The sequence below is a fragment of the Psychrobacillus sp. L3 genome, from assembly GCF_042945595.1.
GTDB lineage: Bacteria > Bacillota > Bacilli > Bacillales_A > Planococcaceae > Psychrobacillus.
This window is the reverse complement of sequence record NZ_CP168493.1, coordinates 2,024,451-2,051,264: the sequence shown is the minus strand read 5'-3', so window position 1 is coordinate 2,051,264 and position 26,814 is coordinate 2,024,451. Positions and strand designations below refer to the sequence as shown.

General features: G+C 34.1%; 21 protein-coding genes. 18 read left to right on the top strand and 3 right to left on the bottom strand.

What is annotated here, in order from left to right; genetic code table 11:
• Positions 1-308 precede the first annotated feature (308 nt).
• Positions 309-1,328, bottom strand: coding sequence for an NADH:flavin oxidoreductase/NADH oxidase (locus tag ACEPXD_RS10005; RefSeq protein ID WP_391115822.1), 1,020 nt, complete (start codon positions 1,326-1,328; stop codon positions 309-311).
• Between the two features lie 178 nt (positions 1,329-1,506).
• Here ACEPXD_RS10005 and ACEPXD_RS10000 point away from each other — a divergent pair, with 178 nt between their 5' ends.
• The 6 genes from ACEPXD_RS10000 to ACEPXD_RS09975 all read left to right on the top strand — a co-directional run bounded on the left by ACEPXD_RS10000 (position 1,507) and on the right by ACEPXD_RS09975 (position 7,778).
• The gene (locus tag ACEPXD_RS10000; protein WP_391115821.1) at positions 1,507-2,715 is read left to right on the top strand and encodes an argininosuccinate synthase; all 1,209 of its coding nucleotides are present in this window, start codon (positions 1,507-1,509) and stop codon (positions 2,713-2,715) included.
• Positions 2,712-4,085, top strand: a complete 1,374-nt coding sequence (gene argH, locus ACEPXD_RS09995; RefSeq protein ID WP_391115820.1) for an argininosuccinate lyase — start codon at positions 2,712-2,714, stop codon at positions 4,083-4,085. The genes ACEPXD_RS10000 and argH overlap by 4 nt, the downstream gene beginning before the upstream one ends.
• Positions 4,086-4,213: 128 nt before the next feature.
• Positions 4,214-5,104 (top strand): PucR family transcriptional regulator, encoded by an 891-nt coding sequence (locus ACEPXD_RS09990; RefSeq protein ID WP_391115819.1) that lies wholly within the window; start codon positions 4,214-4,216, stop codon positions 5,102-5,104.
• A 142-nt stretch (positions 5,105-5,246) separates the two neighbouring features.
• Entirely contained in the window at positions 5,247-6,344 is a 1,098-nt protein-coding gene (locus tag ACEPXD_RS09985; RefSeq protein WP_391115818.1) for an ABC transporter ATP-binding protein, read from the top strand.
• Positions 6,345-6,853: 509 nt separating this feature from the next.
• Positions 6,854-7,201: a cupin domain-containing protein gene (locus tag ACEPXD_RS09980; RefSeq protein ID WP_391115817.1), complete on the top strand. Its 348-nt coding sequence runs from the start codon at positions 6,854-6,856 to the stop codon at positions 7,199-7,201.
• A gap of 178 nt (positions 7,202-7,379) precedes the next feature.
• On the top strand, positions 7,380-7,778 hold the full coding sequence (locus ACEPXD_RS09975) for a cytidine deaminase (protein ID WP_391115816.1): 399 nt from the start codon (positions 7,380-7,382) through the stop codon (positions 7,776-7,778).
• Positions 7,779-8,315: 537 nt separating this feature from the next.
• Here ACEPXD_RS09975 and ACEPXD_RS09970 read toward each other — a convergent pair.
• Both ACEPXD_RS09970 and ACEPXD_RS09965 read right to left on the bottom strand, forming a co-directional pair.
• On the bottom strand, positions 8,316-8,825 hold the full coding sequence (locus ACEPXD_RS09970; RefSeq protein ID WP_391115815.1) for a DUF3231 family protein: 510 nt from the start codon (positions 8,823-8,825) through the stop codon (positions 8,316-8,318).
• Between the two features lie 236 nt (positions 8,826-9,061).
• Entirely contained in the window at positions 9,062-9,910 is an 849-nt protein-coding gene (locus tag ACEPXD_RS09965) for an MBL fold metallo-hydrolase (RefSeq protein WP_391115814.1), read from the bottom strand.
• A gap of 561 nt (positions 9,911-10,471) precedes the next feature.
• Between ACEPXD_RS09965 and ACEPXD_RS09960 the strand changes: the two genes are divergently transcribed.
• The 12 genes from ACEPXD_RS09960 (at position 10,472) to ACEPXD_RS09905 (ending at position 26,476) form a co-directional block, all read left to right on the top strand.
• Positions 10,472-12,844 (top strand): glycoside hydrolase family 65 protein, encoded by a 2,373-nt coding sequence (locus tag ACEPXD_RS09960; protein WP_391115813.1) that lies wholly within the window; start codon positions 10,472-10,474, stop codon positions 12,842-12,844.
• A gap of 159 nt (positions 12,845-13,003) precedes the next feature.
• Complete coding sequence (locus ACEPXD_RS09955; protein ID WP_391115812.1) at positions 13,004-14,266, top strand: ABC transporter substrate-binding protein; 1,263 nt, start codon at positions 13,004-13,006, stop codon at positions 14,264-14,266.
• A gap of 108 nt (positions 14,267-14,374) precedes the next feature.
• On the top strand, positions 14,375-15,250 hold the full coding sequence (locus ACEPXD_RS09950) for a carbohydrate ABC transporter permease (RefSeq protein WP_391115811.1): 876 nt from the start codon (positions 14,375-14,377) through the stop codon (positions 15,248-15,250).
• A complete protein-coding gene (locus ACEPXD_RS09945) occupies positions 15,250-16,086 on the top strand; it encodes a carbohydrate ABC transporter permease (protein WP_391115810.1) in 837 nt (278 codons plus the stop codon). The genes ACEPXD_RS09950 and ACEPXD_RS09945 overlap by 1 nt, the downstream gene beginning before the upstream one ends.
• 25 nt (positions 16,087-16,111) lie before the next feature.
• Entirely contained in the window at positions 16,112-16,813 is a 702-nt protein-coding gene (locus ACEPXD_RS09940; RefSeq protein ID WP_391115809.1) for a YesL family protein, read from the top strand.
• Between the two features lie 35 nt (positions 16,814-16,848).
• On the top strand, positions 16,849-17,871 hold the full coding sequence (locus tag ACEPXD_RS09935; protein ID WP_391115808.1) for a LacI family DNA-binding transcriptional regulator: 1,023 nt from the start codon (positions 16,849-16,851) through the stop codon (positions 17,869-17,871).
• Positions 17,872-17,891: 20 nt separating this feature from the next.
• On the top strand, positions 17,892-18,575 hold the full coding sequence (gene pgmB, locus ACEPXD_RS09930) for a beta-phosphoglucomutase (protein ID WP_391115807.1): 684 nt from the start codon (positions 17,892-17,894) through the stop codon (positions 18,573-18,575).
• A gap of 26 nt (positions 18,576-18,601) precedes the next feature.
• Positions 18,602-20,872 (top strand): glycoside hydrolase family 65 protein, encoded by a 2,271-nt coding sequence (locus ACEPXD_RS09925; protein WP_391115806.1) that lies wholly within the window; start codon positions 18,602-18,604, stop codon positions 20,870-20,872.
• A gap of 923 nt (positions 20,873-21,795) precedes the next feature.
• On the top strand, positions 21,796-22,872 hold the full coding sequence (locus ACEPXD_RS09920) for a metallophosphoesterase (RefSeq protein ID WP_391115805.1): 1,077 nt from the start codon (positions 21,796-21,798) through the stop codon (positions 22,870-22,872).
• Between the two features lie 246 nt (positions 22,873-23,118).
• The gene (locus tag ACEPXD_RS09915) at positions 23,119-23,763 is read left to right on the top strand and encodes a VanW family protein (RefSeq protein WP_391115804.1); all 645 of its coding nucleotides are present in this window, start codon (positions 23,119-23,121) and stop codon (positions 23,761-23,763) included.
• 287 nt (positions 23,764-24,050) lie between these two features.
• A complete protein-coding gene (locus ACEPXD_RS09910) occupies positions 24,051-24,902 on the top strand; it encodes an SDR family NAD(P)-dependent oxidoreductase (protein ID WP_391115803.1) in 852 nt (283 codons plus the stop codon).
• A complete protein-coding gene (locus ACEPXD_RS09905; RefSeq protein ID WP_391115802.1) occupies positions 24,899-26,476 on the top strand; it encodes an AMP-binding protein in 1,578 nt (525 codons plus the stop codon). The genes ACEPXD_RS09910 and ACEPXD_RS09905 overlap by 4 nt, the downstream gene beginning before the upstream one ends.
• Positions 26,477-26,814: the final 338 nt, after the last annotated feature.

Genomic DNA, 26,814 nt, shown 5'->3' with positions numbered 1-26,814 from the left:
GAATAGAGAAATATTTAATCACCTGTATGACAACTACAATTGCAGAATAAATCGCAGATGAACACTTCGAACATCATGAGTACTAAGAGAAAGTACTGAAGGGGGTGTTTATTGAACAAATAGTTACTTTTCTAGTTATAAAAATGTTTATACTCTTACAATAAATGATGTGACAGTCAGATTCTATAATAATTTTCTTAGCCTTGGAGTTCGCAAGTTCTATAATTTCTACTTTTTTCTTTAAATAAAAAAAGTAAACCGCCGCTGAACCTTGTCAGCAATAAGGCGCTTTACTATTCTTTACTATATTAAAATCCTCTTTTATAAGGTGTTGGGGGTACTGTTTTTCCGGTAATCTCTTCTTCTGCATGTAGAGCCCAATACGGATCCTTTAACATGCCTCTTCCAATAGCAACTAGATCTGCGTCGCCTTCTTCTATCACTTTTTCTGCAAGAATCGGATCTTCTAGTATGCCTACCGCAATCACCGGTACATTTAAAGCTTCTTTGTATGCTTGAGCAAACGGAACTTGGTAGCCTGGAGTATTCGCTGGTTTTATTTTACCTGGAGTTGCTTCACCACCACTTGAAACATGGAATACATCCACCCCAGCATCTTTATACTTTTTAGCAATTTCTAATGAATGCTCGAGTCCGTATCCATTGTCCATATACTCAACAGCTGATATGCGGAATAGGAGTGGCATTTCTTTTGGCATTACGCTACGAACTGCTTGAATTACTTCTACTCCAAATCTGGACAAGTCTTTCCCGTATTCATCGGTTCTATTATTAATCGCCGGTGAATGGAATTGATGGATTAAATAACCATGTGCTCCGTGGAGTTCAATCGTATCGAATCCTGCTGAAACTGCACGCCTTGCAGCATCTTTATATTTTAAAACCATGGCTTGAACTTCTTCGGTTGTCAGAGCTCTTGGTATCTTCCAATCTACATCAACAGGAATATCAGAAGAGCTAACAGGTTGCTTAGCATCCGTTGCTTTTCTACCCGCATGTGCAATTTGAATACCAATTTTCGCGTCATATTTATGTACTTCATGGACGATTCTTTCATATGCAGGAATTTGCTCATCTGACCATAAACCTAAATCGAAATCAGTAATTCTCCCGTCTGGCTCCACGTCTGTCATTTCTACAATAATAAGTCCAGTTCCTCCAACTGCTCTAGAAACATAATGTACATAATGCCAATCATTTGGTGCACCATCTTTTGCTTCAACAGAATACTGACACATAGGTGCCATTACAATCTTATTCTTTATTGTAAGACCATTTAGTGTAATAGGCGAAAATAAATTCGACATTCCAACACGCTCCTTTCTTCTATTATCTTTTTATTTTTAAATGAAATCAATAAAACTGTTTTCAAAAGAATTATTTCCTCATAATTATAAGTTATTAGTTGTATTTATACATCCATCATGTTACATTGTGTATATTAATACTAAATAATCGCATAATAATACATCGGAGGAATTTTAAATGAATAAAAAAGTTGTTTTAGCATATTCAGGTGGACTTGATACTTCCGTAGCAATTACATGGTTGAAAGACGAAGGGTATGATGTTGTTGCAGTATGTCTAGACGTTGGAGAAGGAAAAGATCTAGAATTCGTAAAAAACAAAGCACTTGAAGTTGGTGCAATAGAAAGTTATATGATCGATGCAAGAGAAGAATTTGCGAATGAATATGCATTAATTTCTTTACAAGCTCATACATGGTATGAAAATAAATACCCACTTGTTTCTGCACTATCTCGCCCATTGATCTCTAAAAAGTTAGTGGAAATTGCAGAACAAACTGGAGCAACTGCTGTAGCTCATGGTTGTACAGGTAAAGGAAACGACCAAGTTCGTTTTGAGGTTTCTATTAAAGCTTTGAATCCAAGTTTAGAAGTAATTGCACCTGTTCGTGAGTGGAGCTGGAGTCGAGAAGAAGAAATTGTATACGCAAAGGAGAAAAACATTCCAATACCGATTAATCTAGATAGTCCATTTTCTATTGACCAAAACCTTTGGGGACGTGCATGTGAATGTGGTATTTTAGAAGATCCATGGGCAGCACCTCCAGCAGATGCATATGAGTTAACGGTTGCTTTAGAAGATGCTCCTGACACTGCAGATATAATTGAAATAGAATTTAAAAATGGTGTTCCAGTTGCGCTTGATGGTGTGGAATACAAACTATACGAATTAATATTAAAATTAAATGATTTAGCAGGTAAGCACGGAGTTGGTCGTATCGATCACGTAGAAAACCGACTTGTTGGGATTAAATCACGTGAAGTATACGAAATTCCAGGAGCGCATACATTACTACTTGCACATAAAGAATTAGAAGATATTACTTTAGTAAAAGAATTAGCTCACTTCAAACCAGTTATGGAGAAAAAACTAACAGAGCTAATTTATGAAGGACTTTGGTTCTCTCCACTAAGAACGGCCTTAGAAGCATTCTTAAAAGAAACACAAGTATATGTAAATGGCACCGTTCGTGTGAAGTTATTTAAAGGACATGCAATTGTAGAAGGACGTAAATCTCCAAACTCTCTTTATGATGAAAAACTAGCCACTTACACAGCGGATGATGTATTTAACCATGCATCAGCAGTTGGATTTATCGAACTTTGGGGTCTTCCAACAAAGGTTCATGCGATGGTGAACAAAGGAGCAGGGAAGGTGAAAGCATGACCAAACTTTGGGGCGGACGCTTCCAAAAATCTGCAGAACAATGGGTAGATGAATTTGGAGCTTCGATTAGTTTCGACCAAACATTAGTAATGGAAGATTTAGATGGCAGCATTGCGCATGTTCAAATGCTTGGAGATTGTAGTATTTTACCAATTGGAGATTTGCAGAAGATTTTAGGAGGTCTCATTCAATTAAAAAAACGTGCAGCAGAAAATTCATTGGAATTTTCTATTGCAAATGAAGATATTCACTTAAATTTAGAAAAAATGCTAATTGATTTAATAGGACCTGTAGGTGGAAAGTTACATACTGGCCGCAGCCGAAACGATCAAGTAGCAACTGATATGCATCTATATTTGAAAAATAGAGTAAGAGAAATAATGGAGTTAATCGAGCTTTTCCAAAAAACACTTGTGGCAAAAGCGGAAACGCATGTGGAAACACTTGCACCTGGATATACCCATTTACAACGTGCACAGCCAATTTCGTTTGCTCATCATTTAATGGCATACTTCTGGATGCTTAATCGAGATAAAGAACGTTTTAATGATTCCATAAAACGTATAGACATTTCTCCACTTGGAGCTGGTGCCCTAGCAGGAACTACTTTCCCGATTGATCGTAAGCTGTCTGCTGAGTATTTAGGTTTTGCTCATGTATACGAAAATAGCATGGATGCGGTAAGTGATCGTGATTTCATCGTGGAATTTTTAAGTAATTCTTCTATGTTAATGGCGCATTTATCCAGATTTGCAGAAGAAATTATTTTATGGTCAAGCGCAGAGTTTAACTTCATCGAACTCGATGATTCGTTCTCTACTGGATCTAGTATTATGCCTCAAAAGAAAAACCCTGATATGGCCGAGTTAATCCGTGGAAAAACGGGTCGTGTTTATGGGAACTTGATGGGCTTACTTACTGTCATTAAAGGGTTGCCTCTTGCTTACAACAAAGACATGCAAGAAGACAAAGAAGGTATGTTCGATACGGTGCATACAATCGTTGGATCGTTGAAAATATTTGAAGGCATGATTCGCACAATGAATGTCCATACAGAACGTCTTCGAGATACTGTACACAAAGACTTTTCAAATGCGACAGAGCTTGCCGATTATCTTGCGGCAAAAGGGGTTCCATTCCGCGAAGCGCATGAAGTCACAGGAAAGCTAGTATTATTATGTATCCAACGTGGGTACTTCTTATTAGATCTTCCACTAGAAGATTTGCAAGAAGCAAGTAGTTTAATCCAGTCTGATATTTTCGATGTATTATCACCATTAGCTGCTGTCAAAAGAAGAAATTCCCTTGGTGGAACAGGATTTGAACAAGTACAACTCCAAATTGAAGAAGCAAAGAAACTTTTAGCATAAAAAAACTGTAGACACTCGTTGATTACGATGTTGTCTACAGTTTTTTTATCTATCTAAAATGAATATGGTAACATTATGATAGATACAATTATCTATTAAAACCCTTGGTAAAAGAAAGAGGTGTTTCAATGATCAATCAATTAAGAAAAATATACCCTTCACTACGCATATTTACAGCGGGATTTAATGATTTAGATAGTAACTATAAATGGTTTACGACAGATAAAAATGAGATTATCGGGTTTTGTGAAAAAGAATTAACCGCCAAAGATATTTCGTTATTAACTACTTTTTTATTGCCTTACCATATACAATTTCCGATTCCTACAGTGGAAGAAAAAAGGTGGAGAGAAGTAATTTACTCTACTGAATCAAGTGCTGACGCTGAATTCAAATCGAGTAATTCTTATCGTTTTGTTTATTTTTCCATCCAAAAGAATCAAATTGATCCGATTTTATTCAAAGAAGTGATTAAAGAGCTTTTTGCAAAACAAGTATCTATTTTGTGGGAAAATGGGCATGAAGGAGTCATTATAGAAGAACAAACAATCTATGAAGATAGTATTTCATTTGAACAGATTATCGATATACTAATGAGCGATTTATATGTGAAAATCAACTTCTTTGTCGGTCCCTTTAAGAAAAATTTGAAGGATGTAGCAGAGCATTTTCAATCATTAACAAATGTAGCTAAGAAAGTATTTATCTATTCGAATAAGACAGTAGTAACGTATATTGATGCATTACCATTTCTACTTATTAATCAAACAGAACCAGACTTACGTTCCGATATTAGCCAAACTATTTTACAAGAAACACTGACGGATGAAGAAACATTGAAAATGATCGAAGTGTTTTTTCAATGTAATTTAAATATATCTGAGACTTCAAAAGTTTTACATATGCATCGAAATAGTCTTCAATATCGATTAGATCGCTTTTTTGAAAAGACGGGGATTGATGTACGACAATTTCACCATGCAATGACCGTTTACTTAGCATTTTTAGCAAGAAAATGACTTTTTAAAAATTTGCTAAATTCTTCCTAGTAATTATGCACCCAAAATGAACAGATCTTTGTGCACATTTACCATTATCCGAATTGAGTAAATATTATATACTTTTAATAGTTAGTGAAAGCACTTACATAGGGGGATTAATATGGCCGAGTTAAAATTAGTGAATATTAAAAAAGTATATGATAAAGATGTAGTTTCTGTACAAGACTTTAATCTAGAAATTAGAGACAAAGAATTCTTAGTATTAGTTGGACCATCAGGTTGTGGGAAATCAACTACTCTGAGAATGATTGCTGGTTTGGAAGAAATATCAGAAGGTGACCTTTTCATTGGTGAAAATAGAGTGAATGATGTTCCACCAAAAGAGCGAAACATTGCAATGGTTTTCCAAAACTATGCACTATATCCTCATATGAACGTTTACGATAATATGGCATTTGGTTTAAAGCTTCGTAAATTTAAAAAAGATGAAATAAAAAAACGTGTTGATAATGCTGCTAAAATTTTGGGGCTTGAGGAACTTTTAAATCGTAAACCAAAGGCACTTTCAGGAGGTCAGCGGCAGCGCGTTGCTTTAGGACGTGCAATTGTTCGAGACGCAGAAGTATTTTTAATGGATGAGCCATTATCAAACTTAGATGCAAAGTTGCGTGTTCAAATGCGTACGGAGATCCAAAAACTGCACAGACGTTTACAAACAACTACCATTTATGTAACGCATGATCAGACGGAAGCAATGACAATGGCAACTCGTCTAGTAGTAATGAAAGATGGTTTTATTCAACAAGTTGGAGCACCTAAAGAGGTTTACGATGAGCCTAACAATGTTTTTGTTGGAGGATTTATCGGTTCTCCTGCGATGAACTTCTTAAACGGTAAAATAGTAGAGAACTATTTTGTCATGGGAGATGTAAAAGTTCTAGTTCCAGAAGGGAAGCTGAAATTACTTCGTGATCAAGGTTATGAGGGGAAAGATATCATTCTTGGTATTCGTCCCGAAGATATTCATGATGAACCAGTATTCCTTGATTTTTCGCAGGAAACTAAGATCAAAGCATCCATTGAAGTTGCTGAGTTAATGGGCTCAGAAATTGTACTTTATTCTAAAGTGAATGACCAAGACTTTGTTGCACGAATTGACTCACGTTTCAACGTTGTGGCTGGTGAAACAATCGACTTGGCATTTGATCTAAGCAAAGCACACTTTTTCGATAAGGAAACAGAATTACGAATTAAATAAACATGTTTTATTAGAGGTGTTGCATTTAAATCGTAAAATAAATAGAACCGTTGAGGGAAATTATTTTCCTTTGGCGGTTTTTTGATTTTTCAATTTAATCAGTTTTCTGAGGCGTGTTTTTAAGAAATTGTATAAATCATATAAAATCCTTATTGATAATAATGAAATGATCAACACTTTACTTAGTCTATCTGAGCTGCAATATAATAATACTGCCATCAATACAAGTAAGCTAATAATACTAAGTATTTTATTAGTTACTTCTGATTTAAACATATATTTGGGATTCAAGATATTAAAGGATAAGTAAGATCTTAATATATTGATGTTCCTATGTCTCAGTAGTAGAAGGGAGTAAGTGGGGTAAAAACCCCTCTTTCACAAATGTGATTGGAAATGTTGAAACTGTAAAAGAGTAATTCAATTATATGGTTACTAGAATTAAATAATTGAAATTGCTCGTGTGATTTCATTTTAAACAATGTTTGCAAATTTTGGGAGTGGTTATATTGAAGATAAGTAAACAGAACGCTGAACATTACATATGGGGAGATAATTGTGATGGATGGCATTTAGTAAAAAATAAAGAGTTAAGTGTCATTCATGAACGAATGCCCGTTAATACAACAGAAGTATTACATTATCATAGCCAAGCCCGTCAATTTTTCTTTGTTTTATCTGGAATGGCAATAATTGAAATTGATAGCGAACTTATTACGTTAAATCCTAATGACGGTATAGAAGTACCACCTCTTACTCAACATCAAATACGTAATGAATCTAATCAAGATGTTGAATTTTTGGTAATATCCCAGCCAAATAGTAGAGGGGACGTAGAAAATAAATATTTTTTTTAAAAACTCAAGTGGCAAGTTGGATGAATAAACAAGTTTAATAAATATTTTGTGAAAATTTATATCATTGCATTTTCTGAGTTGACAAATATCTTATTAGTATTTATTGTTAGAAGTCCTGCCAACAAAATGTTGGCGTTTAGGGAACTGTAATAAGTTCATCGAAGAGAGGATGAATATTATGAATAAAGAGCTATTAATGGAAAGTGCACGGAAAATGAAAACAACAGCATATGCACCTTATTCCAATTTTCCTGTTGGAGCAGCATTGTTATTAAATGATGGTACTGTGATTAATGGAGTAAATGTTGAAAATGTTTCTTTAGGAGCAACTAATTGTGCAGAAAGAACAGCTATTTTTACTGCAATTGCAAATGGTTATAAAAAAGGTGATTTCCAAGCAATAGCTGTCGCAGGGAATACAGTAGATTTTCTTCCACCTTGTAGCTTATGCAGACAAGTTTTGGCAGAGTTTTGTTTGCCTGAAATGCCAGTTTACTTAACTAATGAGAAGAAAAATATATTAGAATTAACCTTAAAGGAATTATTGCCATACGCATTCACAGATTTAGAGATGTAATCTTTGAACTATATAAAAGACTACTAAAAGAGTTGCTTCTAAAAGCAACTCTTTTTTTACGTAAAGGTGTAGCTTGGTAGGTTTGGATTGACAATGCTTTTTCAGGCCCACAAGATGAATACGTTGTTGTGTAGTGTAACAATTTAGCCTGTTGAGAAGTGGTAAATGGTGATTATTTAGTATTTGATATGAGTAATGGTAATGATGCCTCGATATTATACCTTAGCTATGATTGTGGAAAAGGGCGTGAAATAAAATTGCAAATCTATTTCAATCGATCTTAATTTAGCATAGCCATCCATTACGCCTTTAGAAAGGAATCACTACTGCATACTTTGCAAATTAATTTAAGTTCGTCCATTATTATCACCTCAGAAAATAGTATGTATAATGGCTACGTTTTTCTGAGAGAAAAGTTTCGAAAAGGAAAAAAGAATATAATTCACTGTGCGTTTGTATTGCGACATTAAAGACACATTAAGCGAAGTAAGAAAATAACAAAAGGGCAACCAAATTAGATTGCCCGTAGAATTATTATTATTTATCTGGAAAGTCTACATGAAGTGGAGGAGGAACTAGCCACCCTTTAATTTTATTAAGTCTCAGAAGCTTGACACCTATTTGAGCTTTATTCATATGGAATTGACCATACATTAAACCGATATCTTCTCTTATGGACATTCCCATAGCTTGACTGCAAGCAACTAAACCTGCAGCTACATTCATTGAAAGTGAAGCGCTGATTTCAGGATCGTAAAATCTTGCACCAGGTGGAATGTCCTCTAATCTAGCTTCCGGACGTTCAGGTGGTGCAGGAGGAAGCCCTATGCCATTTACTTTTAATATCTTTTCTAATTGTTTATTCTCTTCTTCCATACCTTGTACCGCTTCATCGATTAGTTTCTTTAGTTCATCATCACCAGTATGATTAAAAAATGTTTGATATGCAGCTATTAATCCATTGTTTGTTGCTAAATTAGTCCAAATGCCGAACACTTCACCATAATGTAATGGTTCATCTTTAGGATTTCCACTTAGTATTCCCATAATTGCACTCCCATTCAATTTATAATTTTTTCATACTTGAAATAGGGTGCGCAGAGTATAAAAAATTATTCATTTGTATGCAAAATTTAAGTTATATGTACATCAAATTTTAATTCGCATTTCGACCATATTGCAATTCTAAAGACACAAACTAGTGAATAATTTACTAAGTAAAAGCCACCTCATATTAATTTAAATGAGATGGCTTTTGTATATTTAATTGATTAATCTATAAATTATTGTGATTGAATAATATGATCATTCACAAATGCTTTTATGAAAAAAATTTCATTATCATTGGGATCCCTATTATTTTCTACCTTAAAGCACTCTAAAGCATTTTCTAGTGATGTCGATTTTACTACTAGACTTGCTGTTGTTAACTCTTTCCAATATATATTCATTTCATCTTTGTCGCAAATAGATTCATGACCAAGAAGGAACATATCAGCATCATATTTTTGAATGTCTTTAATCATAGGCAATAACAATGATTGCTTGAAATGAAATAATGAATTTGTGGTTGTACCATATGCACTATCACCTAAAAAAATAACTTTTTCATCAGGAATATAAATAATTGTAGAGTCTTCTGTATGAGTGCTTTTGATTCTTTCAAGTATACAAATTTTATTTCCCAAATCAATAGTTAATGTATTTTCAAAGATAACATCTGGAGAGTTCAACTTAAAACTATCCCTGTTAGACATATCAGTTTGTATTATCTTCACACACATCGCACTCATCTGATTATTATTCAAATACTTTTGAAGTGACCTATCATCATACGAATAGCTTTTCCATACTTTCAACATTTCATTTGTTTGACTATTAACTATAACAGTCGCATCAAACTCATTCATACCTAAGAAATGATCCCAATGTGCATGTGTAAGGACCACATATTTAACTGGTGGTACATTTAGCTTCTCGATTTCTTGTAAAAAGTCCTTTGCATGCTGGGTAGAATTACCAGAATCGATTACTAAACTATATTGGTCACCACATACCAATCCTAATGTTGGACGTTCTCTATCATCTTGATTAGATAAATAATAAATAGTATCACTTAATTTATTTAACATGTCATATCTCCTCTATTCTATAATAATGATTCTATGAATGAGAAAATCTACATATTTATTCTAAAATTAATAAAATATTTTAAGATTTTCTCAGTTTATTTTTTTACCATTGGACTTGTACCTCCTATTTTCACTATGGAAAAGTATAACATATTTATTGGAAATATAATTTATTTTCGTAAAATTATGAATACTGGCAACTGGGAGTATGAGCACATGAAAAGTATTGATCATTATAAAAATAGTAGCGCTCATAGAAAATACTTATCCTCAGCAATCCACGCTGAATCTGGACCTATTGATCTAAAATATGTGAATACCTTTTACAAAATAAAAATTCACAAGTACAAATTATCTGGAAATTTACAACTAATTTATTGACAATTAAGAATTGCGGAATTATAGTTGATATTGTAAGGGCTTACAATTCATTACCAAAATCTAAAACGTTTTCGTAGAATGGTAAGAATGAGTTATCTATAAAAACAAATCTATTTTCAAGAAAACTAAAACGTTTTCGGAACAGTTTGCCATTCCTTTCAGAAAGGAGTATATGCTTACATGATTAGTTATTCGGAAGGCAAGAGAGACCTGGAGAATTGGATTGTTTCGGAAGTGGAATTTCATCCTGATACACTAGGAAAAAGTGAAGCAATCATGTGTCTTGGAAATGGCTATATGGGATTACGCTCTGTAACAGAAGAGCCATACATGAAAGAAACAAGAAATTTGTTTGTTAATGGTACTTTTAATGAAGCGCTGGAAAATGAAGTCACGGAGTTGCCGAATTTGGCAGACGTTACGAAGATCGACATTCGAATCGATGGTGAACGATTTAGTCTTGAATTTGGTGAAAACAAGGACTATATACGTCAGATAAATTTAAAGACAGCAGAGTTGACGCGGAATTTTGAATGGATTTCTCCTAAAGGGAAAAAACTACATTTTCAATTTAAACGGTTTGTCTCCCTTCATAATTTGCATTTGATTGGCATGAAAATGACCGTTAAAAGTATTACAGATCCGGTTCAAATTTCTTTTGACTCAGGTATTAATGCTCAAATGAGTAATTCTGGCGCACAACATTTTCTTGAAGGCGACCGTAGAATAATTGATAAAAAATTTATTCAATTAGTTCAAACAACGAATGAGTCAAAAGTGGATGTTGTCATTAATACTGTAAACAAAATTATGATTAACGGCGAGGAATTAGTCAAAGAGCCTGAAATGAATATGGCTCGTCGAAAAGTATGGCTAACTTATGATATTACCCTTCAGCCTAACGATATACTGGAAATGGAAAAGTTAACGACGGTGTACACAAGTCGTGATAATGAATATAAAAACTCCGAATACAATATTCATCTACTTCAAGAGAGCTCTTTGAAAGAATTACAAAATTGCTCAAACAATGGGTATGATTCACTCTTCCAGTCACATAAAGAATTATGGTTAAACAAAGTATGGAATGCATATAACTTAGAGATTAATAGTGATGATTCTTTTGATCAACTTGCATTAAGGTTTTCACTTTATCATTTAACCATTATGGCACCTGCACATGATGAACGTATGGGAATCGCCGCAAAAGCATTGAGTGGCGAAGGATATAAAGGGCATTCCTTTTGGGATACAGAAATATTCATTCTGCCATTTTTCATCTTTTCAAATCCTAATGTGGCAAAATCACTTCTAACTTATCGATACCACGGATTAGAAGGTGCTAGAAAAAAAGCGATTGAAAATGGTTATGTAGGCGCGATGTTCCCCTGGGAAGCAGCATGGCCGACTGAAGGTGAAGTAACACCGAAACTTGGCGACATTGATATTATCACGGGAGAACAAACGAAAATATGGTCGGGATTCATAGAACAGCATATTTCTGCAGATATTACTTTCGCAATTTATCAATACTATAGTGTGACAGGCGATAATGAATTTATGGATGATTACGGTTATGAAATTATTTTTGATACAGCCAGGTTTTGGGCGAGTCGCCTAGAGTGGAACGATGATAAGCAAGAATTTCATATTAACAATGTAATTGGTCCTGATGAATACAAAGAACATGTAAATAACAACGCTTTCACGAACTATATGGCTTATTTTACTATGAAACTAGCAATTCGTTATTATGAAAAACTAAAGAAAGAAAACTCAGAAGTTCTAAAAAAAGTTACAGAGCAATTTGATTTAGATGAATCGTATCAGCTTTGGCAGTTGAAGGTAGAAAAAATCTTCTTACCGATGCCGCGTGAAAAAGATTTAGTAATACCACAAGATGATACTTACTTACAATTAAAAGAAATAGATCTCTGCAAATATAAAAATCAAGAAAAAATTAGAACGATCTATCGAGATTACAATCCAGAACAAATTAATACATTTCAAGTGACGAAACAGGCAGATACATTGCTATTGTTTTACTTGTTACAACAAACGTTTTTGCATGATGATAACCGTTTTTCAGAGGCTGTTAAAAAAGCTAATTTCAACTATTATGAACCGAAGACATTACACGATTCTTCTTTGAGTTTAGCAACTCACTCGATACTAGCTAATGATATTGGTGACATGGAATTAGCCTATTCTTTATTTAAAGAATCTTGCGAAGTTGATTTAGGGGCAATGATGAATACATCAGACGACGGCATACATGCAGCATCTATTGGTGGAATTTGGAAAGGTGCAGTATTTGGTTTTGCGGGAATCAGACTTAGAGATGGCTTGCTAAGTATTAAACCGAAATTACCAAAACATTGGCATCATATGAAGTTCACGATTTATTGGCAATCTCAACCTGTCACATTTTTCCTAACTTCATCTTCCTTGTCTGTAAAAACAGAAAACAAGGAAAAAGTAGCGTTTGAACTATATGGAAAAATGTATGAATGTAATGAATTCATTGAAATAAAATTAGATTCGATTGAGTGAACAGTAGATGACAACGGATTAAGTTGTTGCTGGATTCAACAAACTTTTCTAGTTTTCTCTTTAAATAATAAGAGGAGAAAGTAGCAATTGTGGGTAGTTATAAAATGATTTTTCATTTTATTTACTATAGAAATTAAAATTTTAGAGGGAGGAATTCAAATGAAGTTCCAAAAAAGAACGTTCGGTAGTCTACTAATAGTTGCATTATTACTGATTTTAGCTGCATGTAGTGGTAATGAGGAAGCCGGAAAAGAAAGCGAAAACAAAGGGGGTTCTGGCAAATCATCCAATCAAAAAATTACTATTTTCCAAAGTAAAGTTGAAATTTCTGATCAGTTAGAAGCGCTAGCAAAGGAATATACGAAAGAGACTGGTGTGGAGGTCGAAGTATGGGGAACAACAGGTGATGATTACTTCTCACAGTTGCAAATTCGCATGAATAGCAATCAAGGACCATCCATCTTTAGTCTACAAAATGTTACGGAAGCTGAAAAAATGAAATCATATGTTTACGATATGGATTCGGAAGGATATGTAAAAAATATTGCTCCTGGTATGGAACTAAAAGTTAATGACAAAGTTGTTGGAGTACCGTACGGAGTTGAAGGGTTTGGGTTGGTTTATAACAAAGATCTAGTTAAACCTGAAGATGTTGCCGATTATGACTCTTTTGTACGTACATTAGAAAAGTTTAAAGCAAAAGGTATTAATGGATTTGGACTTTCGAAAGAAGCTTATTTCTTAATAGGTCATATTAGTAACTATCCTTTTGCATTACAAAAAAAACATTATGAATACATCGATAAGTTGACAGACGGGAAAGTAACAATGGCTGAAACAAAGGAATTCCAAGAATTTGGAAAGTTTATGGATGCGATTAAAGCAAACACACCTAGTCCTTTAGATGTGACATATGATAAAGAAGTTGGGGACTTTGCTGCTGGAAAATCAGCTATAATTCATCAAGGAAACTGGGCTTATGGAATGCTTTCAGATTTTAATGTAGATTTCGAAGTAGGCATGTTGCCATTCCCATTAATGGGTAATGATAAATTGGCTGTAGGAGTAGGTAATAACTGGGCGATCAACGGTAAAAAAGATGAAGCGGAAGTTAAAGCAGCAAACGATTTCTTAAATTGGATGTTTACAAGTGAAATTGGTCAGCGATACATTGTAGAGGAATTTGGATTTGTTCCTGCACTGACAAATATCAAGTCAGATAAATTGGATTCATTATCTCAAGATGTATTGAATGCATCAAACAGCGGTAAAACAATTCCTTGGGCACTAAATTACTACCCTGCGAATATTATCCCGAATGATTTTGCACCAAAAGCAGAAGAGTTTTTCTTGTCTAAAGATATGACTGGTAAAGAATTTATAGAAAAGCTAGATGATGCATGGAAAAGCGCTGTAAAATAATCATTCACTTAATAGTAAGATAGATAATAAACATCTGGACATCTCTTAAATGAGGTGTCCAGTACTAGCTATTATGTTATTTACAAACTACATGAAAGAAGTGGTGACATGCCAAATAAAAGTAATAAGTGGTGGTATCTACTATTTACTACACCTCTATTATTAATTTTTATAACAGTCGTGATTATTCCATTTTTAATCGGAATTTATTATGCCTTTTTCGAGTGGGATGGTATTGCAGCAAATCCAAAAGTGTTTGTGGGGTTTGAGAATTTTGTCCAATTGTTTGGTGATACACGTTTTCTTGCATCTACTTGGAAAACAATATTATTTACACTGTTAGCAGTTTTTTCAGTAAATGTAGTTGGTCTCGTTTTTGCGTTACTTGTGACATCTAAACTTCGTACTGCGAATGCGGCACGAACGATGATATTTATGCCTTATTTAATTGGGGGATTATTATTAGGATATATTTGGCAGTTTATATTTTTAGATGTTTTTACGCTATTTGGTAAGGTAACAGGCTTTAATAATGTATTTTTTAATTGGCTTATCGATGTAGATTATGCTTTATATGCTTTAGTCTTCGTATTTACTTGGCAAATGGCTGGTTACATCATGATTATATATATTGCTGGGATCCAAGGTATTCCTAATGACGTAATCGAAGCATCTAAAATGGATGGGGCAAATGGATGGCAAAGACTAAGGAAAATTACTTTTCCACTCTTAATGCCAGCTTTTACAATAAGTCTCTTTTTAACACTGTCATCGGCATTTAAAATTTACGATGTCAACCTATCTTTAACGAATGGTGGACCTGCTAATTCCACAGAAATGTTTGCGATGAATATTTATAATGAAATTTTTGGTTATAGTAATTATGGATTTGGTCAAGCAAAAGCAATTGTTTTCTTCTTTATCGTTGCTGCAATTACACTTACTCAAGTCTATATTACGAAGAAGCGGGAGGTAGAAATGTGATGAGAAAAATACGTAAAATCACAAAAGAATTATTACTCCTCGTAGTTGCGCTTTTCTTCCTTTCTCCTATCTACATAATAATTGTCAATTCATTTAAAGATCGTCAGGATCTTTATGAAAATGCACTTGCATTACCTAAAAGTTTTAGTTTTCAATATTATTTAGAGGCTATGCAAAAAATGAACTTCTTACATGCACTCGGAAATTCGTTATATATTACGGTACTATCCGTTGTGATTATTGTCATTTTATCCTCCATGACAGCTTGGATGTTAGCTAGAACAGACAATAAGCTAAGTAAAATCATATTTATGACATTAATTGCTACGATGCTTATACCTTTCCAAACACTTATGATGCCTTTAATGCAATTCATGAGCACAATTACGAATACGCTTCACATACCTATGTTCAACACTCGTGAAGGTTTAATCTTCATGCATGTAGGATTTAGTTCGAGTATTTCTGTGTTTCTTTATCACGGTTTTGTTAAGTCTATTCCTATTACTTTAGAGGAAGCGGCTACCATTGATGGAGCCTCCAAATTCGGGGTTTTTTGGAGAGTTATTTTCCCTATGTTAAAACCTATTACGGTTACGGTGATGATTTTAAACGTCATTAATATTTGGAATGATTATCTATTGCCTTCTCTGACACTTACTGATAAGGGACTTCGTACAATTCCCCTGTCTACTTTCTATTTTTTTGGGGAATTTACGATTAAGTGGAATTTAGCAATGGCAGGCTTGATGTTAACGATCATTCCCGTTGTGATTTTCTATGTACTTGCACAAAAACATATTATTAAAGGAATTGGAGAAGGAGCAGTAAAATAAATCGATTCTTGCAGGAGGTGCGAACATGCGAGAGTTTTCAGGTTTCATGGGAGTAATATACGGTTCAACTGAATGGATCATGCGATTTTCTACTATTAATATAATATGGTTTCTCATGAACGTTCCCATTACATTTATCATCTTAAGTCTATACTTGAATAATTTCGGCATTGAATATGTTTTATCTTTATTGCCATTATTACTTTTAATACCGGCATTATTTATCCCAAGTACAATTGCTATGTTTGCTACAGTCCGTGACTGGATGATGAAAAAGGACCAAAGTTCTCTTACGAAAGCGTTTTTTACTTACATGAAGTCTGACTACAAGAAAAGTTTTGTGTCGGGGCTAATTTTGATGTCTATTTGGCTCATTTGGATAGCGGACTTTTATTATTTTAGCAAAAACGATTTATTAAGAATGATTTTTTTGATAGTAGGAGTTATCTTGTTTGTGTATTCAATTAATTTCTTTTCTCTAAGTGTACATTATCAAATGGGCATTAAGAAGTTGATCATTCATACGTTTTTTGTCACAGTTGGAAATCCTGTTTTGTTCTTTTTCGTCTTAACTAGCAATTTTGCTTTGTTTTATTTTAGTGCAACAAAGATTCTTTTCTTGTTTCCTCTTTTTACAGGATCTTTAAGTGCTTATTTATGTTTCGCTGTTTTTTACCGATTAACTTTAAAGATAGAGAAAAAAGCACTGACCAATAATAATAGCTAATGAATATAAATTAAATGTAGGAAGTGACTTTTTAAATGGCTACGATAAAAGATGTCGCCAAAGAAGCGGGAGTATCCATAAGTATTGTGTCAAAAGCATTTAATAATTATGTAGATGTCAATGAAAGAACACGCCAAAGGATCTTCGATATCGCAAAAGAACTGAATTACACACCAAATATAGTCGCTAAAAATTTATCTTCCAAAAAGCAGATGACTATTGGATTGATCTCGTCTGGTGTTCTTAACAATAACGAAAAAGACAACAATGCATTTGATATATTCAAAGGAGTATATACCGCTGTTTCGGAAAGTCAATTTGAATTGTCTATCTATCTAATCGATTCGTTGCGACAAAAACAAAAAAGCTATGCTCAATATTGTCGAGAGCGAAATATCGGCGGGGCTATTTTACAAGGAATTCGTATTGATGACCCGTATTATAAGGAACTAATTGATACCAATATACCTTGTGTAGTGCTTGACATTATGACAGAAACAAACAATGGATTGATAGGAAGCGTCTCCATTAACAATGCTGAGGCTAGTAGAGAAATTGCTGAGTATTTATTAGAACGGAATCATCGTGATATTGTTATTATGGCGGGTACGAGAGAGACGTACGTGAATACTGAGCGTATAAAAGGAGTGCAAGATGCCTTTAGAGCTAAGGAGTTGGAATTAGATGTTGCAGACGTGCTGTATGCTCAATTTTCAGAGCAAGAAGCATATAATTTGGCGAAAAAATATTTGCAAACAAAGCAGCCCACCGCATTTCTTTGCTTTAGTGATCTAATGGCATTCGGTGTATTGAAAGCAGTAAAAGAAGCAGGATTGAAAGTACCAAAAGATATTTCCGTTACGGGATTTGATGATTTAATGCTAAGCAGTTTTACCCAACCACAACTTACTACCATTGGTCAGAATTTTTTTGAAATCGGAAGATTGTCAGCGGTACTTCTGCAAGATTTGATCGAAAATCGATTGGATGAGAAGCATATTTATGCAAAACATCAGTTAATGGAACGGGAAAGTGTTCAAACTTTGGTAAAGAACTGATACAGAAAGGAAAGTAACAAATGACCCAATATCCACAAGCTTTTATTTACGATTTAGATGGTGTTATTACCGATACTGCAGAATTTCATTTTTTGGCATGGAAGAAACTTGCAGATGGACTTGGTGTATCGATGGATAGACAGTTTAATGAGCAACTTAAAGGAATAAGTCGCATGGATTCTTTAGAACAAATTCTGAAACTAAATTCTTCCTTAATAACATTGACAAATGAAGAAAAACTGAGACTAGCAAATCAAAAAAATGAATACTATTTGGAATTAGTGGAATCTATTAGTTCAGCGAATATTTTACCAGGGATAGAGTGTTTATTGAAAAAAAATAAAGAACAAAATATTAAAGTTGCACTTGGCTCAGCAAGTAAAAATGCGGTACAAGTATTAAATCAGCTAGGACTTACGAAATACTTCGATTATATCGTGGATGCTTCGAAGGTAAAAAAAGGGAAACCGGATCCCGAGACTTTCACAACTGCAGCAGATTACCTAGGTATTCCTTATTCCAATTGTATTGGGGTTGAAGATGCTGCTGCTGGTGTAGAAGCTATTAATAAAGCAAAAATGTTTTCCGTGGGAGTTGGTACAATGGAACATTTATCTCATGCGGACTATTTAGTGGGAGATACTTCTGCATTGGTTTTTGAAGAAATTGTAAAGCGATATAAAGAGAAAAACGTTTTTCTTTAAAGTACATATGAAGGAGTGAGTGCTTTATGACCTGGAAATTGACGAAGTCAGAGGTGGATAATCAAAACCTATTGTTAAACGAAAGCCTTCTGTCTTTAGGGAATGGTTATTTAGGTGTAAGAGGAAATTTCGAGGAGGGCTATAAGGATACATATAATTCGATTCGTGGTACATATATTAATGCGTTTCATGATGAAATAGAAATTAGTTATGGGGAGAAATTGCATGGTTTTCCAGAGACGCAACAAAAAATCTTGAATGTTATAGATGGACAAACTGTTCAGATCTATTTAGATGATGAACTTTTCACTTTGTTTGAAGGAGAAGTTATAAGTTTTGAACGAAACTTGCATATGGATGCAGGTTATGCTGAACGGATCGTACATTGGAAATCTCCAAGAGGAAAAGAAGTTAAAATCAATTTTAGACGACTCATCTCTTTTGTTACAAGAGAATTGTTTGCGATAGACGTAAAAATAGAGCTGTTAAATCAAGTGCAGCAGGTAAAGATTGTTTCGTCGGTAAATGGGGATGTTTCAAACTTTGTGGATAAAAATGATCCTCGAGTTGCTTCTGGTCATGCAAAACGACTACATGTAACAGAAGTTCGAAAGGAAGAAAATTTTAGCGTTGTTAAAAATAGGACCTATGCAACCAAGCTCGAAGTGGCATGTGTCGTTTCTTCTACAGTTAATTCCGAAGAATATAAGTATGAAAGTAATACAACGGATACTAGTGTAGAGGAGACTTATATATGTGAGGGTAAAGCTATTCATTTTACAAAGTACAATGTTTACACAGATACATTAAGGCATGGGGACACAGTTATCGAAAAAGCAATCGCTATTCAACAACAACTAAAAGAAGCAACTTTTGAAGACTTATTAATAGAACAAAAAGAATATCTCGATAACTTTTGGAGTACATCTGATGTGATCATTAATGGAGATAAGAAACTTCAAGAGGGAATTCGCTTTAATCTCTTTCAACTCTTACAATCCGTCGGAAAAGATCCTGTAAGTAATATTGCTGCAAAGGGCTTATCTGGCGAAGGATATGAAGGGCATTATTTTTGGGACACTGAAATCTATATGTTCCCGGTTTTCTTAATGACGAATCCGACAATCGCTAAAAATCTATTACTACACCGATTCTCTATTTTAGATAGTGCTAGAGAAAGAGCGAAAGAGATGGGACATAAAAAGGGAGCTTTATTCCCGTGGAGAACAATTACAGGGCCAGAAAGTTCGGCATTTTTTCCTGCAGGAACTGCGCAGTATCATATAAGTGCAGATATTGCGTATAGTTATATCCAATATTATTTAGTAACGAAAGAGGAAGCATTTTTAAGAGATTATATGGCAGAGGTCCTATTTGAAACTGCCCGTTTATGGATTGATACTGGCCATATGAATAATGACATCTTTCGAATTGATAGTGTAACTGGTCCAGATGAATACGCGTGTATTGTGAATAATAATTATTATACAAATGCCATGGCAAAACATAATTTGCTATGGGCTGCTGAAGTGTACTATCGATTAAAAGAAAAGGATAGCACCTATCTGAACCAATTATCGGAAAGGCTAAGTCTTTCAGAACTAGAAGTAAACGAATGGACCGTTGCGGGAGAAAAAATGTATCTTCCATATGATGAGAAATTCAAAATCAATGCACAAGACGATAGTTTTTTGCAAAAGGAACGTTGGGATCTAGAAAATACGCCAAAAGATAAATTTCCGCTTTTGCTGAATTATCATCCTTTAACACTCTATCGGTACCAAGTATGTAAACAGGCGGATACCGTACTGGCACATTTTTTGTTGGAAGATGAACAAAATATGGAAACAATAAAAAATTCTTATAATTACTATGAAGAAATTACAACACATGATTCTTCGTTATCTTCCTGTGTATTTAGTATTATGGCTTCCAAATTAGGATATAAAGAAAAGGCTTATGCATATTTTAAAGAAACAGCAAGACTGGATTTGGAGAATACACATGGCAATACAAAAGACGGTCTTCATATGGCCAATATGGGTGGTACTTGGCTAGCTATTGTTTTTGGGTTTGCTGGTTTACGAGTTAAGGAAAGTGGTCTTTCCTTAGCGCCATCACTACCAGAAGAATGGGATTCTCTTGAATTTTGTTTAAAATATCAAGATAGATTAATTAAGGTCAGTATGGAAAGAAATGCAGTAACCTATTTGCTAATGGAAGGCGAGGAAATGTCCCTCTCTCATAAAGGAAATATTATTTACCTCCAAACTGGAAAAGAAGTAAAGATTCCATAACGTGTGGTTCAATTGGAACATATTGAGTAATAAAGACTTTAGACACGCTTATTACTGGTGTGTCTAAAGCTTTTTTTTAAGAGATAAGAAAGTATATGGATTTTCGTCATGCGAAACCAGTGTTCCTAGTACTTTAAAGAATTAATTAATACCGCGGATTTCCGTTTCAGGTGGACGCTTTCCGCGGGGTGAGCGATGAGCCATCACCGCCGCATTCGCGTCGTTTGCGATGTCTCATCTGTCTCCGAGGAACGAAGGCTAAGAGCGCCACATCGTGTGGCAACGCCTTCGTGACCAACATCCTGTTGGCCTCCGTCTGGAGTCGCCACCTTTCACTACAATCCATTAAGTGAGTAGTTCCTAATAAGAAAGTATATGAAATTGATATACTAGAAATCCAGTATTCACAAAGACTTGAAGTGATTTTAATGGTGTCTTCCTTAAGCAGGATTTCCTATATGTTTTTACTTTTATCGTACACAGTATACATGAATCAGCGGGTAGATGATTAGAATTGGTAAGGCCTGAAAAAATAGGTAATATCCATTGATAAAGAAACGTTGAGCGGACGAAATTGCATCTTCGCCCGATTTTAAAAGAATAGGTAAGTAATTATTCTCTCATTAACCAAAACAAATGCATTATGTCTTTACATATTTCAAGAAGGCGACGGACAAACAACCGCCACAAGATTACCGAAAAAAGTGGATGGAGAAGTGACGCAGTCACTTCTCCATCCACAAAAATTCCCCTGGTAATAGTGTAGCCGATGTTTCGTCCAAAGCACTCTAGAAATAGAGAAGACAAAATGCACTTAAAGGACGCTTGCGTTTTTCTTATGAGCTAATCTCTATGAAATTACATACAATAAATATTTTTTGATATAATATTCTAAAAAGAACAAATATTATGGAGTTGAGTGAATGATTGACGTAAGAAGAGTTCAACTAGATAAAACAAATCGTTCCATAATTATTTCCGATATACACGCAAATTTAATGCTATTTAAAGAACTTCTTGGCAAGTTGAATTATACGCATGAGGATTATTTATTTATTAACGGTGATCTTTGCGAAAAAGGTCCAAACAGCTTAGAAGTTGTCAAATTTGTTAGGGAGTTATCCGAGCAATCTCATAAAGTGTATATAACAAAAGGAAATTGTGATCTTGTATATCGTTATGTATTTAATGAGAGTGAGGGAATCATTCCATACATGAATAAACAACAGAATTCCGTTTTAAATGAAATGCTAGCAATGCATAGTAAAACATTAGATGATTTCAATAATTTAACTGAATTAGCTCATTTTTATCGTGAGCATTTTCAGGAAGAAATCGAATGGATGGAATCATTGCCAAATGCTTATGAAACAGATGATTTCATTGTTATTCATGCTGGTATTGAAAACATAAAAGATTGGCATCAAACGGAAGAAAATTTTGCTTTATATACAGACTCCTTTTACGAAAAAGTACACCAAGCTGATAAAACCGTCATTGTAGGGCACTGGCCAGTCGTTAACTATCGAGCAAAGCAAATATGTTCACATAATCCGTTAATTGACTTAGATAAAAAGGTAATTGCATTAGATGGTGGCAATCAAATTAAAAAAGACGGCCAGTTAAATGCTCTAATTATTAAAAATGATACGTATTCATATACCTATGTAGATGAGTTAACAGAAGAAATGATTGTACAACAAGATTATTCCGATTTAACGAACAGAATAGGAACCGTGACTTATCCAAATTATGAAATGCGGATAATAAAGCGAGAGGAATACTTTACACTTTGTGAAAATAGGAAATTAGGAATAGAGCAATGGTTAAAAAATGAATATCTAATTGGTAATGATGATTTAACCAATTGCAGAACTGATCTCAGCACAACTTTTTTGTCTGTTAATCGAGATGAAAAGGTTTGGATCGTCGATAAAGAATGTGATGGATATATTCTTATTAAAAGGACAAATGGAGAAGTAGGCTGGATACCCAAATAAAGTTTGGGAGGTTCGCATGAAGGAAGTATTTTGAATGACTCGTCCAATAACTGAGTAATCGGGAGAGGAGTGAATAATTTGAGATTTTCAGAGATTCATCCATTTTTATATAAAATTCGAATTAAGCAAAAGAGCTTTTTTCGTTTTTTACAAAACATGAGAGACAGAAAACAGTTTGCAAAAAATAGTACTAAGACTTCTTATCCCTATACATGTAAAAAACACCAATCGCTCTTAAGGAGGCGGTTGGGTGATAGCGATCCACAACTACAAGAAAATAAGATTGTGAATCTATCCATTGCATCGAATAAAATAGATGGAATCGTCATCCATCCTGGTGAGATTTTTTCATTTTGGGAATTAGTAGGAAAAACAACAAAAGCAAAAGGATATATTGAAGGTATGCAACTCTCTAGGGGGGATGTGAAAACTGGAGTTGGTGGTGGAATCTGTCAACTCGCAAATCTACTCTATTGGATGGCCTTACACACTCCTTTAACTATTATAGAAAGACATCATCATAGCTTTGACCCATTCCCTGATGAAGGAAGAGTTCTTCCCTTTGGAAGCGGAGCAAGTGTCTTTTTCAACTTTGTGGATTTGCGATTTTTGAATAAAACAGAGCATTCCTTCCAAATCCGTGTTTGGTTGACTAATCAGCACTTAAAAGGAGCCATCTATACGAACGAGCAAGTGCACTATTCATACCATATTGAAGAAAGGAATCATATGTTTTCTAAGAAGAAAGACAAGAATTATAGACAAAATGAAATTTGGAGAAAAAAGATTGATAAAAGAACAGGAAACTGTATAAACGAAGTACTACTTATAAAAAACTATGCTGAAGTGAAATACGAAATCCATTTAGAATCAATAAGCCCCTTGTGTTAGAAACTAATCGTCTTTAAATAATGACTAACAAAGGAAAACATTATAAAGTGGAGAGAACAATCCTAGGTTATATGATTATTCTGTCATAAATCATCTGAGTACCACATAATCCGGACTGGATAACACATAACTTGGTATGAGTACCACATAACTTGAATTGAATGCCACATAACTCAATTTGAGTACCACTTAATGATGAAATAATTATCGATTCAAATAAATTAATCTGTATCTTTTTCAAGAAGTTGCAGAATTAAAATTCATAACAAGTAAAAGGATTTGTTAACATGCAAAAATATAACCTTTTAGAAAGATTATTATTTCCTTCTACATATTTTAATAAAAAGAAGCTTAGCAGCAATCTAAAAGGAAAGACTATTCTTATCACTGGTGCGAGCTCTGGAATAGGAGAACAGGTAGCTTATCTACTAGCAGATATAAATGTACATTTAATCTTAGTTGCAAGAAGAGTGGAAAAGCTTTCAACAATGAAAAGTGAAATAGAAAAGGAATCTGTCAAGGTAAGCATTTTCAGGGCAGATCTTAGAAATAAAGAAGAGTTGGAAGAGTTATTGGCATTTATTCATCAACTTCCTGAAGGGTTGGATTTAGTAGTTAGCAATGCGGGTATATCAATCAATCGCTCTATTTATAATTCATTAGACCGATATCATGATTTTACTCGAACAATGGCTATCAATTATTTCGCTCCAGTTCAATTGCTGTTGTCAGTCATTCCATTGCTAGAAAAAAATAAAGGTCAGATTATCAACATTTCTACAGTAAACGCTCTGTTAATACCAATTCCGTATTGGGCCGCATATCAGGCTTCCAAGTCAGCTTTTGATACTTGGTTTCGATCTGTAGCTCTGGAGTTAAATGTTGTGGGGATTTTTACAACCTCTATCTATCTACCATTAGTTAGAACCCCCATGATATTTCCAACTACTGCTTATCAAAAAATGCCAGCCATTTGCCCGAATCATGTTGCACAAATTATTTGTAAATCCATGTATACGAAAAGAAATAAATATAGGCCGTGGTGGTTGATTTTTGGCCAGTTTGCATCCATATTTTTTAGGGGCATCTTGGAAGCATTTATTCCTTGTGTTTTAAGAAAAAGTGGGAAAAGAAAATGAGATTAGTAAAACTTTTACACGTTTTATATAAAATCAAATTATTTTCTCCATTAGTATTATATTGGTTCATAATTGGTATTTATAAATGCGGAATAAATACAATGCTGTTGTTATATATTGCCGAAAGGACATATGGCAATAAAATCGCACTAGTTTTCGAAGAAGAAACAGTAAGCTATAAGCAATTACTGTTACAATCCGAAAAACTTTCCTTCATTTTAAAAGAAAAATTCCAATTAAAATCAGGTCAGAAGGTTGGCTTTTTGTGTAAAAACCATTCTTCACTGGTTAAATCAATTTTTGCTATCTCTCGTCTTGGATCCGATTTATATTTGCTTAACGCAGAAATGAGCAAAATACAGTTTAATCAATTATTAAATCAGCATAATTTCAAATTACTTGTCTATGATTTTGAATTGAGTTCTTTCTTGGAAGAAACCCAATACAATAATGAGAAAATCTTGAGCTACCATGAAAACTTGCCAGCAATAAATAACTTACTTAACTCGACTATTGATGGAAAATACAAGCTCCCAAAATCTTCACAGAGCAAAATTGTGCTGCTAACAGGTGGAACAACAGGGAAGTCAAAGGAAGTCCAACATAGCCCCTCATTATTCAATTTTTTAAACCCATTCTTAAATTTACTTACTCGATTAAAACTATTACATTGTCATACAGCTTATATTGCTACTCCTATTTATCACGGTTATGGAATCGCTGTTTTATTTTCGTTTATTGCTTTAGGGAAAACAGTAATTATTAGTAAAGGATTTAATGCAGAGGAAGCATGTAGAATCATTCGTGTTTACGATGTTGAAGTTATTACAGTAGTACCGTTAATGATACATAAAATGTTAAAAAACAATCCGGAAGATTTGAAATCTCTCGTTTGCATTGCTTCAGGGGGAGCAGAGCTTAATCCGAAACTTGTAGGTGAGGTTTTCAGTAATTTAGGGGATGTATTGTACAATCTTTACGGAACTTCAGAAGCTGGTTTAAATATAATCGCAACACCACAAGACTTGAAATATTCGGTTTATACGATCGGTAAAAAAATAGAAGGTGTTCGATTAAAAATAATGGATAACAATAAAATAAAGGTTCATGACGGAATAATTGGCCAACTTTGCATGAAAAATAAATGGTCGATGACAAATAAGGAGAACTTGTGGATTGAAACCGGTGATTTAGGTTACCGAGATAATAATGGGTATTATTTTTTAAGAGGCAGAACAGACGATATGGTCGTTTCAGCTGGAGAAAATGTCTATCCAATTGAAATTGAACAGGTACTAATAAATCATGCACTAGTTGAAGATGTAGCAGTTATAGGAATTAGAGATGAAAAGTTTGGACAAAGATTATTAGCGTTTGTGCAACCAGTAAATGCTCTTCTAACAAAAGAAGAACTTTTTGTATGGTTACGCCCTAGGGTTGCGCGATTTCACTTACCGAAGGATATTGTATTCGTGGATAATATTCCCTATACACCATTAGGTAAAATAGATAAGAGACTACTTAAACAAAATATAGGAATGGTCGCACTTCAAGATAACAGTAAATCAATATAAAAATGAAGAAAGTACTGAGGCTACAATTCTGTTTACAAATAGAGTGCGTATATGGTTTAGTTTCTCACAAACTCCTATTAATTATGATCCAGAAGTGATAAGGATCAATAAGGATGGAACCAAAATAACTGGATGGTATTAATTAATGATTGTTTAAGTAATTCTACTAACTTAAATATAAATAGGATGAGCAAATAGTTCGTATTTAGCAATAGATAATTAGAGTAATGCTATTGTCTACAGGTTTTATTAAATAAACAACATCTGTTTGAATTAGTTGAACATAAATACAGCATGAATTCTCAGGTATCCATGTTTAATATGGAGTTTTACACTAA